Raw genomic sequence first — 14,574 nt, 5'->3', positions numbered from 1 at the left:
TATGCAATGTTTTCAAAATTTGATTTTAAAGTGAGGTTCAGTGCAGCGTGGGCTAACGATATTTCTCTGTACGAAAGAGAGTGAATATGGTATCATGACTACATTGAATGAAATGAGGTAGCTATATGAAAAAAGTAAGTCGATTCTTTGTTGTATTTTATATATTGGCAGTAGCCATAGCGTATTATATCATTCTTCCGCCAATGAACTGGCATGCACCTGAGTTTTGGGAGTTTGCTGTTTTTACGCTAGGTCCGGCATTGGTAATCTTGATTTTATATTCTTTTGCAAAGCGTAATATTCAATTAAACGGAGATAACTTCGTAAATAATCTGTTTCATCGCAATCGTATGCAGCAAGTGCATCTAACGAAAGAGGATCAGCTTTGGGCAAAGGTTAATAAACTATGCATTGTTGTTTTGGTAGTTATCTTTTTATTTCCGTTTGTTAGTTTTGCGCTTTCCTCCAGACTTTTACACGCAAAGGAATATGCACAGCGTATTGATGTAAAAGATGTTGGATTTAATGAAATTCCGGAGGTTGATTTTACCAAAACACCGATTATTGATCGGGATTCCTCTGTTCGTCTTGGTGATAAGGTAATGGGGAATATGACGGAGTGGGTTTCACAATTTGATGTAAGCAATGAATATACGCAGATTTCTTATAAGGATAGCGTGTACCGTGTAACACCGTTAACCTATAATGGCTTTATTAAATATTTTAAAAACCGTAAGGAAGGTATTCCGGCATATATTACAGTAGATAGCACCAACGGAAAGACAAAGCTGGTAAAGCTTAAAGATCTAGGACTTGATGGTATGAAATATGTACCGTCTGCTTATTTCAATAAGAAATTAACACGTCATTTACGTTTCTCCTATCCATTTGAGATTTTCGGTTCTCCATCTTTTGAGATTGATGAAAAGGGACACCCTTGGTATATTTGTACGACCTATACATACAAGGGAGTAGGGAATAAGAAAAAGGTTACAGGAGCTATCTTCCTTGATCCGATTACCGGAAAAAGCAAAAAATATGATGCTGGGAAAATACCGAAATGGGCTGATCGTGTGTATCCGGAAAGTATGATTGTACAAGAGCTTGATGATAATGGAAGTTTAAAAAACGGTTTCTTTAACTCTGTTATCGGACAAGACGGTGTGATTGTTACCAGTGAAGGGTATAACTATTTGGAAAAGGACGGCGATATCTGGTTGTATACCGGTATTACGTCAGCCAACGCAGATGAATCCAATATCGGCTTTGTTTTGGTGAATATGCGAACTCATGAAGCAATGCGTATTAAAACAGCCGGTGCGAATGAAACAAGTGCGATGAAGAGTGCGGAATCGGAAGTGAAAAACTATGGTTATCAATCAACCTTCCCATTGTTAATCAATATTAAAGGCAATCCGGTGTATTTAATGTCTTTAAAGGATAACGGTTTAATTAAAATGTATGCGACGGTTTCCGCAACTGACTATCAAAAGGTCGCAACGGTCTATAGTGATGAGGGCTTAGACGCCTTAGTGAAGAAAACATTGAATGTTTTAGGTACAAGCGATGAAATCAGTGAAGAAAGCTTGAAGAGTGCTACAATTAAAGTGAGCGATGTGCAACGATTGAATGTCGAAGGCAATACACTGTATTATATTTTAGCTGATGATGGAAATGCTTATAAAATAGCCTTCTCAACGAAATATGAAAATCAGTTGGCTTTCTTAAAAGCAGGCGACACCTTGAAAATTCGATATATTGATGCGGACGGTGTGAAAACGATCAAATCAATTGAAGAAGAAAAAAGTGTAAAGTGAATCGGTAAACCTCGATAACAGAGGAATAAAAAAGAGATTTCAAATATGGTAGAATCAAATGGCCATATAGGGAATCTCTTTTTAATGCTTATTCTAACGAAAGATTACAAAGAAAGCGCTAGGCTTTTAAGAATAGGTTACGTCCTTTTGACGGTGTTCATAAGCAAACCATACAAGATTGGCAATGAATATGATGACTTGAACCAAGAATAACAACATCGGCATATAGGACAAAGTGAGCAAGCCTTCATCTGCAAGATAGCCACCAAGAATCATACAGATGGTGCTTGTGGCAAGCAAAAGAAATTCAAGTAGCAGATTTGCTTTGTTATGGGCAGAAAACATAATAAAGACAGCGATTATAAGCAGTAGTATATTGATCATTAAGAATAAATGGTTAATTGTTAGCATAAAAGCTCCTTTCCTACGCAATTTATAACGTAAAATAAATTATAAGATATGGGATTGTGAGAAGAAATCCATCACGCAAACATAAAAAGAAACCGTCTTTTTTTAGCTTCTTTTGCCACATAGCTTGTCTATGTGTGATGATATATCAAAGAAATTTATAAAGCTTTCCCTCCTTTCACAACTTGTTCTTGCCTATGTATATTTTATCATGTGCAGCATTTACTTATAGGCGAAGAATTCTTAAGATACAGAAAGGAATAGGTACTGTCTGAACTATGTATCAGCTAATGTATGATCTTAGCTGCGTATTGATATATTTATGTGAAAGGATATATGGTATATATTGAATTTATTTCTAATGATTTTTGAGTTGCGTTAGAAAAAACTTTAAAAAATGGCGAAACTCAAATAAAAATGTTGCATTTATGTGCTACGTGTATTAGAATATGGAAGTGCCACTTGATTCGTGGTATTTTCACATGCGTGGGAGAAGGTGCAGCACCTTCATCAACCACTGCATAAGACAACAAATTATAGGAGGTGTGTCTTGTGAGTAAAAAAGTTGCAAAAGTTTGTAAATTACAGTTCCCAGCAGGAGGGGCTAAACCGGGACCAGCACTAGCATCTGCAGGTATTAATATGCCACAGTTCTGTACAGCATTTAATGATGCTACTAAGGATCGTGCAGGAGATATGGTGCCAGTTATCATTACTGCATACGAAGATAAGAGCTTTGACTTCGTATTAAAAACAACACCAGCATCAATTTTAATCAAAAAGGCTGCTGGAGTGAAGAAAGCATCTAGTAATCAGAAAGAAATCTGTGCTACTATTACTGCTGATCAGTGTCGTGAAATCGCTGAGTACAAAATGCCTGACTTAAATGCGAACGATGTTGAGGCTGCTATGCGTATTATCGCAGGTACAGCTAGAAACATGGGCGTAAAAGTAGAAGGTATGGAATAAGAAAGGCGAGGGTATTAAGACATGGCAAAATTCGGAAAGAAATACATGGAAGCCGCTCAAAAGATTGATCGCTCCAAATTGTATCCAGTAGATGAAGCAGTAAAATTAGCGAAAGAAACAAATACAGCAAAATTTGATGCATCTGTTGAAGTTAGCTTCAAATTGAATGTAGATCCACGTCATGCCGATCAGCAGATTCGTGGTGCTATCGTTCTTCCAAACGGTACAGGTAAAACACAGAAGGTTTGTGTTATTGCTCAGGGACCTAAGGAACAGGAAGCAAAAGATGCCGGTGCAGATTTTGTCGGTGGAAAAGAATTGTTGGATCAGATCGCAAAAGGTTGGTTCGATTTCGACGTAATCGTTGCGACTCCAAATATGATGGGTGAACTTGGTAAATTAGGTCGTGTATTAGGACCTAAAGGTTTGATGCCAAACCCTAAGACCGGAACTGTAACAATGGACGTTGCGAAAGCGGTAGAAGATATCAAAAAAGGTAAGGTTGAATACCGTGTAGATAAAGAAGGAAATATCAATGTTATGATTGGTAAGGTAAGCTTTGAAGAAGAAAAGCTTGCGGAAAACTTCAGAACGATCTACAATGCAATTGCTAAGGCTCGTCCGGCTGCAGTAAAGGGTACGTATATTAAGAACCTAGTAATTTCTACAACAATGGGTCCTGGAATCCATGTTGCTGTAGAAAAATAAGCATTGACAAATTGTTAAGAAGCATTTAGAATATCAATGTTATCAATATACCATAGACAGTAACGGCATAAGCTTAATCATGTTACCGAGGTTAGAGATACGAATATAAACGTACTTTACACTCGTATGCTGTCTATTAGTATGCGAGTGTTTTTATACTCTTGAAGGTATATTGTTACATATAAATTTAGGAGGTGTGAAGTTATGAACCAGGCAATCATCGACAGCAAAAAAGCGGTTGTATCTGAAATCGCTGGAAAGATGAAAGAAGCACAATCAACTGTATTGGTTGAATATCGTGGATTGAGTGTTGCGGAAGTAACCGAGCTTCGTCGTAATCTTCGCGCAGAAGGCGTTGAATTTAAAGTGTATAAGAACTCTTTGGCTCAGCGTGCTGCAGAAGAAATCGGTGCTGACGAGCTTGTAAAAGACCTAGTTGGACCTAACGCTATCGCATTCGGTGGAGATGCAGTTGCACCTGCACGCATCTTATCAAAATTCGCTAAGGATCACGATAAGCTAGTATTGAAGAGCGGTATTGTAGAGGGAAAAGTTGTTGGTCTTGACACAATCAAGGAATTAGCTGGATTACCAAACCGCGAAGGTATGTTATCTATGCTGTTAAGCTGCTTACAATCACCAGTGCGTTCATTCGCATGTGTTGTAAAAGCAGTTGCTGATGCAAGAGAAGAAGGTGCACAGGAAGAAGCACCTGCTGCTGAATAATCAGTGGAATTAAATTAAATAGGAGGATTAAGAAAATGGCAAAATTAACTCATGAAGAAATTCTAGCTTACTTAGAAGAAGCTACAATCTTAGAACTTAACGACTTAGTAAAAGCAATTGAAGAAAAATTTGATGTAACTGCTGCTGCACCAGTTGCTGTTGCTGCTGTTGCTGATGATTCAGCTGCTGATGCTGCTAACGCTGAAGTAACTGTAACATTGACTGATGTTGGTGGAACAAAAGTTGCTGTTATCAAGGCAGTACGTGAAATCACTGGTTTAGGTCTAGTTGATGCTAAGGGTCTAGTTGACAAAGTTCCAAGTGTAATCAAGGAAAACGTACCAGCTGCTGAAGCAGAAGAAATCAAGAAGAAATTGATGGACGCTGGTGCTTCTGTTGAAGTTAAGTAATTCACACAAATAAATTTATACAATCAACAAAAAGCCGAAAGGCTTTTTGTTACCATTAAAGGCGGTGTAAAACATGGAACACTATTTTACAGATAATCGTCATTTAAAAGAAAACCGGAAGGAGATAACTTTCCGGTTTTGGTGTTTTGATTATTCTTTTATTACAGATAACGGAGTGTTTTCTAAGGAAGCTATTGACTATGGAACACAAGTACTGTTAAAGACGATTTGCGAAAGAGAAGAGCTTGGTGAAAGAGTTTTGGATTTGGGCTGTGGATATGGACCGGTTGGGGTTGTTTTGAAAAAAATCTATCCGACAAAGGCTTTTGAAATGATAGATGTAAATCCCAGAGCGGTGCAGTTGGCGAAGGAAAACATTTGTCGAAATCAGCTTGAGGCTGATGTTCATGTGTCGAATATTTATGAGGATCTACATCAAGAAAGCTACTCTGATATTATTACCAATCCGCCGATTCGTGCCGGAAAGGCGGTTATTTACACAATGTTTGAAGAAGCATATCAGCATTTGGAACTTGGAGGTAAGCTTTGGGTTGTTATTCGTAAACAACAAGGAGCACCAAGTGCTGTGAAAAAAATTAAAGATGTATTTGGTAACTGCGAAATCATTAAGCGTGATTCCGGTTATTATATTTTGAAGGCTATAAAATAAGTATCCCCTCGATAATATGTTTCATTATCGTATAATCATAAAAATATATGTACATCTAAGGGGGATATAACGTAAGTATGAAAAATCAATATCGATAGAATGCTTGAAGTTTTTTAAAAAAGATTGACAATTTGCTATTTGATTGATATTATAATAAATTGCATAATACTAAACTGTTAAAATGGCATTTTATGCCTCATTTTAGTAAAAAAAATAGAAAGAAAGGATGGCGTACATGGACAAAAAACAGCCTTATCGTATCGTCGCTTCCGGTAAAAAGGCACAGCGAAGAGACTACTCAAAAGTGAGTGGCGACTTGGAGCTTCCTAATCTGGTAGAAATACAGACGGACTCTTTTGCATGGTTCAAGGATTATGGGATTGAAGAGGTTTTTAACGAAATCTATCCGATTCAAAACTATGGTGGAAATATCAAGTTAAAATTCAGCGGATATGAATTCGGAGAACCGAAGTTCAATGCGGAAGAATCTATGTTTCGTGAATGTAACTTTGCAGCTCCGCTAAAAGCGAAAATGGAGTTGGAAATCACGGACAATACGACTGGTGAGGTCATCAATAAATGGGAAGATGTTTTCCTAGGTGATTTTCCGATGATGACGGAAACCGGTACCTTTATTATCAATGGAGCGGAACGAGTTATTGTTTCGCAGATTGTGCGTTCTCCGGGTGCATACTTTTCTACGGGTTATGAAGAAAAGACCGGAAAAATATCTTATGCTTGTGAACTGATCCCAAGCAGAGGTACATGGTTAGAATTTTTAACAGAATTGAAAAAAACGTCTACAGGGCGTGTTTTAAACGTTAGCATCGACCGTAAGCGTAAGATGCTCTCAAGTGTATTGTTTAAGGCAATCGGTATGTCTGTGGATTTGGATCGCAGCGAGGACGCTCATGATACGACACAGATCAAGACCTTCTTACAGGCAATGGGACGTAATTTAGTAGATGATGTTGCGATTGATGATGAAGATCGTGAATTCATGAATCTTTATTTGACATTATATACATCTTTCTTCGGAAAATACGAGGAAATCGAAAATACATTGTTAAGCGATAAGGTCAAAACAACGCAAGAGGCCCTACTATCCATTTATGAAAATCAGCGTTCAGATGAAATTCCTACGTTAGATGGTTCCATTACGTTGATGAATGCGAAGTTTTTTGATCCACGCCGTTATGATTTAACAAAGGCTGGACGTTATAAGCTTACAAAGAAGCTGAATGCGATCAATCGTATTGACAGACATCGTCTGGCACAGGATATTATGGCTGCTGATGGCAGTGGTGTATTCATGGAAAGCGGAAAAATGATTAACCGTGATGAACGTAATGTACTTCGCGGAGAGCTGGCAAAGGGTATGTATGTAAATGCTTTCCCTTTCAATCCGTTGTTTAATCACCCGGATAGTGTTAGCGTACCGGTATCCAATCGTTTAGGATTGATCGGACGTGTGCTTGCACAGGACGTGGAAATGGGCGATATAACACTATTCGAAGGAACGATACTTAGCGAACAAGATGTAGAAGCTTTACAGGGTGAGGTTGAACGCATCTATGTTCATGGCGGTATTATTGCGAAGAAGGTTCAGCTTACAGGAACAAATGTCAATGCCGTTTTAAATTACGGACAGCGCTTGTATGCTTTAGGACGTTTAACAGATGCAAATGGTAGCGATCTTGTTGATGAAGATGGTGATTTGTACGTAGAGGGCTATACGCCACGTGTAAAACCAGATGCTTTAAGCTCTGTGGCAATGAGTGAAATCAAAGAAAAGGTACACAACAATGCTGATGTATTTGCATGGCTTGTCGGTGCCGCTGTACAGGAGATCCTTGTACGTGATGAAAATGAAAATGTTGTAAAAATTATGGGGAATGATCCGTATGCCAACAAGCATACCATTACCATTTCCGATATGTATGCATTCTATTCCTATAACCTAAATGTGATGGAGGGAGTAGGAGAAACCGATGATATCGATATGTTGGGAAATCGTCGTATCCGCAGCGTGGGCGAATTGATCCAAAACCAATTCCGCATCGGTTTAAGTCGTATGGAACGTGTTGTTAAAGAGCGTATGTCAATTGCAGAGGTTGCGACTTTAACACCTAAGAAATTGACCAATATCCGTCCGCTTACCGCAGCGATTAAAGAATTCTTCTCAAGCTCTCAGCTATCACAGTTCATGGATCAGCAAAATCCACTTGCAGAGCTTACGAATAAGCGCCGTATTTCAGCTTTAGGACCGGGTGGTTTGACACGTGATCGTGCCGGCTTTGAAGTTCGAGATGTTCACAGCTCTCACTATGGTCGTATTTGTCCGATTGAGACACCGGAAGGTCCAAACATCGGTTTGATTTCCAATTTGACAAGTTATGGAAAAATCAATGAATACGGATTTATTCAAACACCGTATCGTATCGTTGAGCCAGATGGAACGGTAGAAGATAAGACTATTTATCTATCTGCTGACGAAGAAGCGGATTATGTAATCGCACAGGCGAACGAGGTTGTAAACGGACGCTTGATTAACGAGCGTGTCGTAGCACGTAAAGGCGGAGATACTATCATCGCTCATCGTGATAAAGTAGAGCTTGCCGACGTCAGCCCGAAACAGATCGTATCTGTCGCAACAGCCTGCGTACCGTTCTTGGAAAATGACGATGCTTCCCGTGCCCTAATGGGTGCAAACATGCAGCGTCAGGCAGTACCGTTATTGCAACCACATTCACCGTTTGTCGGAACCGGTATCGAGTATAAGATCGCCAAGGATTCCGGTGTCGGTATCGTTGCGAAAGAAGATGGTATAGTACAATATGTAGATTCACAACGCATCGTAGTAAGTGAAGCAGAAGGAAATCGCGAGTATCGCTTACGTAAATTCCAACGCTCTAACAACGGAACGAATATCAACCAAAAGCCAATCGTTGCGAAAGGCGAAAGAATTGAAAAAGGAGATATTCTTGCCGATGGACCTTCTATGGAAAACGGTGAGCTTGCTCTTGGTCAAAACGTAACGATTGCGTACATGACTTGGTATGGTTATAACTATGAAGATGCTATCATCATGTCCGAACGCTTGGTACGTGATGACGTATATACCTCTGTGCATATTGAAGAATATGACATTGATTGTCGTGAAACAAAGCTTGGCCCTGAAGAAATTACACGTGATATTCCTAATGTCAGTGAAAATGCCTGCCGTAACCTAGATAGCCGTGGTATTATCATGGTCGGTGCTGAGGTTATGGAAGGGGATATCCTTGTAGGTAAGGTAACACCGAAGGGACAAAGTGAGATTTCTCCGGAAGAGAAGCTATTGTTGGCAATCTTCGGTGAGAAATCACGTGAGGTACGTGATAACTCCTTGAAGGTTCCACATGGTGGTGCCGGTATCGTACATTCTATTCGTGTATTCAAACGTAGTGAGGGACACGATCTTCCTCCTGGAGTCAATGAAACCGTAAAAGTATACATCGTTCAGAAACGTAAGATTTCCGAAGGTGATAAGATGGCCGGTCGTCATGGTAATAAGGGTGTTATCTCTAAGATTTTACCGGTAGAGGATATGCCTTATATGCCAGATGGAACACCGGTTGATATCATGCTGAACCCATTTGGTGTGCCTTCTCGTATGAACATCGGACAGGTATTGGAAATCCACTTAGGATATGCCGCAAAGAAATTAGGAGTAAAATTCTCTACTCCGGTATTCGATGGTATCAACAATGCCGAATTAAGCGATATTATGAAGGAAGCAAACATGACCAGTGATGGAAAACAGGTGTTGTATGATGGACGCACCGGTGAACCATTCGATGAGCGTATTTCAGTTGGTGTCATGTATATGATCAAGCTTGCGCACATGGTTGACGATAAGCTGCATGCACGTGCAACTGGACCTTATTCTCTTGTTACACAGCAGCCACTTGGTGGTAAAGCACAAAATGGTGGTCAGCGATTCGGTGAGATGGAGGTTTGGGCACTAGAGGCTTACGGTGCTGCACATACATTACAGGAAATCTTGACTGTAAAATCCGATGATATCGTCGGTCGTACAAAAACATACGAAGCAATCATCAAAGGGAAAGATATACCGGAAGCAGGTATTCCGGAATCCTTCCGTGTATTGAAGCACGAGCTTCAAGCACTTGCAATTGATGTAAAAATGCTAGATGAAAACGGTGAAGAAGTTGATATCAATAAAGATGATTCAACAGAAACCACTGCACTTCCGCCGATTCTTGACACTACCGCGGTAGCTGAAGAAGAACTTAGCGATGTTGTTGTCGAAGAACCAACGGAAATAGTAGAAGATGAAGAAAGCGAGGACTTCGATTCTTTTGATGAAGAAGCAATCGCTCTTGATGATATGAACGAAGAGGAGGCGTAGTCGATGAGTGTTAATAATTTTGCCTCAATTCAGGTAGGTCTGGCTTCTCCGGAAAGAATTCATGAGTGGAGTCATGGAGAAGTAAAGAAACCGGAAACAATTAACTATCGCTCACAGAAACCAGAACGTGATGGTCTGTTCTGTGAAAGAATTTTCGGTCCAAGCAAGGACTGGGAATGCTATTGCGGTAAATACAAAAAGGTACGTTATAAGGGCGTTGTTTGTGATCGCTGTGGTGTAGAGATTACAAAATCAAGCGTTCGTCGTGAACGTATGGGACATATCGAATTAGCAGCACCGGTTGCACACATCTGGTATCTGCGTGGTATCCCAAGCCGTATGGCACTGTTACTAGATGTTACACCAAAGCAGCTCGAGGAAGTAATTTATTTCGTATCTTGGATCGTTACGGATCCTAAGGATACAAAGTTGGAATATAAGCAAGTATTGTCTGAACGTGAATATCGTGAAAATGTAGCTATTTACGGTCCTGGAAGCTTCACTGCCAAAACAGGAGCTGAAGCAGCCTTGACATTACTTGAGGAAGTGGATCTGGAAGCGGAATTTACCAAAATCCAGGCTGCTTTAGAAGGTGCACAGGGAGAAAAACGCAAGAAGCTGATCAAGCGCTTGGACACTGTAGAAGCCTTCCGTCATTCTGACAATAAACCGGAATGGATGATCATGACTGCTATTCCGGTTATACCACCTGATTTGCGACCAATGCTTCAGCTGGATGGCGGGCGTTTTGCGACAAGTGATCTAAATGATTTATATCGTCGTGTTATCACTCGTAACAATCGTTTAAAGAAGCTGTTGGAGCTAGGAACACCTGCGATTATCGTGCAAAACGAAAAACGTATGTTGCAGGAAGCAGTTGATGCATTGATTGATAACGGACGTCGTTCAAAACCGATTACCGGAGCCGGAGGACGAGCATTAAAATCCCTATCTCACTCACTTAAGGGTAAACAGGGACGTTTCCGTCAGAACCTGCTTGGTAAGCGTGTGGACTTCTCAGGACGTTCAGTTATCGCGGTTGGACCGGATTTGAAAATGTATCAATGTGGTCTGCCACGTGAGATGGCAATTCAGCTATTTAAACCATTTGTTATCAATGAAATTGTAAATCGTGAGATTGCCAGCAATCCGAAAACAGCAGAAAAGCTAATTGATCGTCAAGATTCAAGAATTTGGGATATTGTCGAGAGTGTTATTGACGGTTATCCGGTGCTGATGAACCGTGCACCGACACTGCACCGTTTAGGTATTCAAGCGTTTAAACCGAAATTGGTAGAAGGACGTGCAATGCGTCTGCACCCACTTGTATGTACGGCATTCAACGCCGACTTTGATGGGGATCAGATGGCTGTCCACGTACCATTGAGCGAAGAAGCAAGAGCCGAAGCCCTTGTTATGATGCTTGGCAGTAACAATATCCTAGGTCCAAAGGACGGTAAACCAATCGTTACGCCGGGGCAGGATATGGTTATGGGTAACTTCTACTTGACAATGGAAGAAACCGCAGAGGAATTCCATCAGGAAGCAGATCGCTATATGGCGGTAGATTGTCCGAAGGAAGCCGCAAGTTGGAATCGTTACGGAGATAACGAAGGGCATGTGTATGGTAGTATCAATGAGGTATTGATGGCTTATGAAACTAACCAGATCCACTTGCATTCTCGTGTAGCTATTCCGGCAAGAGCATTGCATAAAACAAGCTTCAGTGAAGCACAACAAAATAAATATTTATTGACGACCGTAGGGAAGATTATCTTCAACAACATGTTCCCAGAAGATTTCCCATTCTTAAATGAGGTCAGCAATGAAAACTTTAGTGCAACTCCGGATAAATATTTCTTAGAGATGGGGAAAGATGTAAAGGAAGCTATTCGTAATCTTCCAATTACTCCAGCCTTTAAAAAGAAGGATTTAGGAAAGATCATCGGTGAAATCTTTAAACGTTACAGCACTGAAAAAACAAGCGAAATCCTAGATGAAATCAAGGATATGGGATTCCGTTATTCAACCGTAGCCGGTGTAACGGTATCTCTAGCCGATATCGAAGTTGCACCTCATAAAGATGAGCATGTGGAATACGGTAAAGAAAAAGCCGAAGAATTGAAACGTTTACGTAATAAAGGTAAGCTTACCATGCAGGAATGGGAGCGCCACTTAAACAAACTTTGGGCAGATGTCAAAGACGATATCGCCGAAGAGCTGTTAGGCAGCCTTCCACGCAAAAATCCAATCAACATGATGGCACGCTCAGGTGCCCGTGGTAATACATCAAACTTTACACAGCTGGCAGGTATGCGTGGATTGATGGCTAAACCAAGTCAGTCCAAATCTGCTAAGGGTGAGTATGTTCCATCTATCATAGAGGTTCCTATTTACTCCTGCTTCCGTGAAGGTCTAAATGTATCCGAGTTCTTTATTTCCACCCATGGTGTGCGTAAAGGTCTAACCGATACCGCATTGAAAACAGCCGAATCTGGTTATTTGACACGTCGTCTTGTTGATGTTGCGCAAGATGTTATCATCAAACAAGATGATTGTGGAACAGATAAAGGCTATTGGGTTGAAGCAATCGTTGATCGTAAAACAAATACGATTATCGAAAGCTTATACGATCGCTTAGTCGGACGTTACAGCAAGCAAGAGGTTGTAAATCCGAAAACAGGTGAATTGATCATCGAATCCGATGAATTTATCACAGAAGCAATTGCTAAAAAGATTGAGGATAGCGGTATTGAAGGAATGTATATCCGAAGTGCATTTACATGTAAATCAATTTACGGTATATGTAAAAAATGCTACGGGCGTAATATGGCAACCGGCAAAGATGTTGAAGTCGGAGAAGCTGTCGGTATTATGGCTGCTCAATCTATCGGAGAACCAGGTACTCAGCTAACCATGCGTACTTTCCACACCGGCGGTGTTGCGAGTGCAGATGGTGGAGATATTACCCAAGGTCTTCCTCGTGTCGAGGAGCTATTTGAAGCACGCTGTCCAAAGGGTGTTGCTGTATTAGCGCAGATTTCCGGTGAAATTACTGCTATTGAACAGGTAGAAACAGGATATGAAGTAACTGTATCCAATGATAAAGAAAGTATCGTTCACAAAGTAACATTGGCACAGGCAATTCGTCCATGGATGAAGATCGGAGCTAATGTTGAAGCCGGTGATAAAATTACCGAAGGTCCGGTAGATCCAAAAGAATTATTAAAGGTAGCCGGAGTTCGACAGGTACAGAACTATATCTTAAAGGAAGTTAAAAAGGTATACCAAAGCCAAGGTATCGAAATTTCCGATAAGCATATTGAGGTTATGATTCGTCAAATGCTTCGTAAGGTAGTTGTATTAGAAGGCAATGACACACATTTGAATGCCGGAGTACAGGTATCTTTAACAGAAATCACAAAAATCAACCGTCAGGCATTGTTAAGTGGGAAAACTCCTGCTACCTTTAAGCCTGTATTGCTAGGTATTTCTAAGGCATCTGTTGAAACGGATTCCTTCTTATCCGCTGCTTCCTTCCAGGAAACTACAAAGGTATTAACCGATGCTGCTATCAAGGGCAAGAAGGACTACCTAATTGGTCTGAAGGAAAATGTTATCATCGGTAAGATGATTCCTGCCGGAACCGGTGTTGGAGAAAGTCGTCCGATGAATGCAATCGTTGAAGCAAAAGCAAATGAATTGAAGGCGCTTCGTGAAGAAAGAAACCATAAAGAAGAGGATCATGTCTTTATGGGATACGTACCTAGTACAGATCGTATGACTAGTGAGATCGTCAAAGAAATTATTGAAAATGATGAACTTGCTGGTGAGGATAACAGCAGTTCAGAAGCTGTAGAATAGCATAGATGAGAGTAGTCATATATTGACTGCTCTTTTCTTTATATGGAAAACGAAATAATTTAAGGAAAAATAGAAGAAAATTTTAAAATGAGCATATAATAAATGATTTGAAAAAGCGAAATAAGTTAATTTTTAACAGTGTATCTTAAGCACTTTATTAAGAAAATAAAAGATATTGATAAAAATTGAATGGTGATATTAAAAATCCCTATTGAGAGTTACAAAAAAATGTAATGAAATATAATAAAAAATCGATCATAATTGGTGTTTTTTTAAAAAAATATGATTTTATAAAGAGAAATTTGTAAAATTTATTCGTATTTAAATGAGAAAAATAAGTTGAAAATAAAGTCAAAAGCGGAAAATAAATTACCAAATAGTCAGAAAGCAAGGTAAAATCAGTTGATGTAAGTGTATACATAGAAAAAAAGCAAAAAAAGAGAAAAAAAGAAGAAAAAAAGAAGAAAAAAAGATTGACATAGAGAAAAGAATGATGTATTATAAACAGGCACTCAACGAGAGATGCAAGAGACATCGGTCTTTGAAAACTGAACAGGAAAATACGTTGATTTCTAAGAGAAAAAAACA

At 39.8% G+C, this 14,574-nt stretch carries 9 protein-coding genes and 1 other annotated feature; of the genes, 8 read left to right on the top strand and 1 reads right to left on the bottom strand.

Going from position 1 to position 14,574, the window contains the following annotated elements:
- Positions 1 to 125 precede the first annotated feature (125 nt).
- On the top strand, positions 126 to 1,817 hold the full coding sequence (locus EUBDOL_RS02990) for a hypothetical protein (protein WP_004798321.1): 1,692 nt from the start codon (positions 126 to 128) through the stop codon (positions 1,815 to 1,817).
- A gap of 126 nt (positions 1,818 to 1,943) precedes the next feature.
- Here EUBDOL_RS02990 and EUBDOL_RS02985 read toward each other — a convergent pair whose 3' ends face one another.
- A complete protein-coding gene (locus tag EUBDOL_RS02985) occupies positions 1,944 to 2,228 on the bottom strand; it encodes a hypothetical protein (RefSeq protein ID WP_022420142.1) in 285 nt (94 codons plus the stop codon).
- 549 nt (positions 2,229 to 2,777) lie between these two features.
- On the opposite strand from EUBDOL_RS02985, the gene rplK reads away from it, so the two are divergent.
- The 7 genes from rplK (at position 2,778) to rpoC (ending at position 13,986) form a co-directional block, all read left to right on the top strand.
- A complete protein-coding gene (rplK, locus tag EUBDOL_RS02980; RefSeq protein WP_004798316.1) occupies positions 2,778 to 3,194 on the top strand; it encodes a 50S ribosomal protein L11 in 417 nt (138 codons plus the stop codon).
- 21 nt (positions 3,195 to 3,215) lie between these two features.
- On the top strand, positions 3,216 to 3,902 hold the full coding sequence (gene rplA / locus EUBDOL_RS02975) for a 50S ribosomal protein L1 (protein WP_004798314.1): 687 nt from the start codon (positions 3,216 to 3,218) through the stop codon (positions 3,900 to 3,902).
- 32 nt (positions 3,903 to 3,934) lie between these two features.
- Positions 3,935 to 4,065, top strand: a sequence feature (ribosomal protein L10 leader region).
- A 41-nt stretch (positions 4,066 to 4,106) separates the two neighbouring features.
- Positions 4,107 to 4,628, top strand: a complete 522-nt coding sequence (gene rplJ, locus EUBDOL_RS02970; RefSeq protein ID WP_004798312.1) for a 50S ribosomal protein L10 — start codon at positions 4,107 to 4,109, stop codon at positions 4,626 to 4,628.
- A gap of 35 nt (positions 4,629 to 4,663) precedes the next feature.
- Positions 4,664 to 5,038, top strand: coding sequence for a 50S ribosomal protein L7/L12 (gene rplL, locus EUBDOL_RS02965; RefSeq protein ID WP_004798311.1), 375 nt, complete (start codon positions 4,664 to 4,666; stop codon positions 5,036 to 5,038).
- Between the two features lie 73 nt (positions 5,039 to 5,111).
- On the top strand, positions 5,112 to 5,708 hold the full coding sequence (locus EUBDOL_RS02960) for a class I SAM-dependent methyltransferase (protein WP_004798309.1): 597 nt from the start codon (positions 5,112 to 5,114) through the stop codon (positions 5,706 to 5,708).
- A gap of 235 nt (positions 5,709 to 5,943) precedes the next feature.
- A complete protein-coding gene (gene rpoB / locus EUBDOL_RS02955) occupies positions 5,944 to 10,122 on the top strand; it encodes a DNA-directed RNA polymerase subunit beta (RefSeq protein ID WP_040462975.1) in 4,179 nt (1,392 codons plus the stop codon).
- 3 nt (positions 10,123 to 10,125) lie between these two features.
- Positions 10,126 to 13,986 carry a DNA-directed RNA polymerase subunit beta' gene (gene rpoC / locus EUBDOL_RS02950; RefSeq protein WP_004798305.1) on the top strand — a complete coding sequence of 1,287 codons (3,861 nt, stop codon included), beginning with the start codon at positions 10,126 to 10,128 and terminating at the stop codon, positions 13,984 to 13,986.
- Positions 13,987 to 14,574: the final 588 nt, after the last annotated feature.

Origin of the sequence: Amedibacillus dolichus DSM 3991, from assembly GCF_000154285.1 — a bacterium.
In the GTDB taxonomy this organism is placed as follows: Bacteria; Bacillota_I; Bacilli_A; order Erysipelotrichales; family Erysipelotrichaceae; genus Amedibacillus; species Amedibacillus dolichus.
The sequence above is the reverse complement of the archived record's forward strand: the minus strand, read 5'-3'. Positions and strand labels throughout refer to the sequence as shown.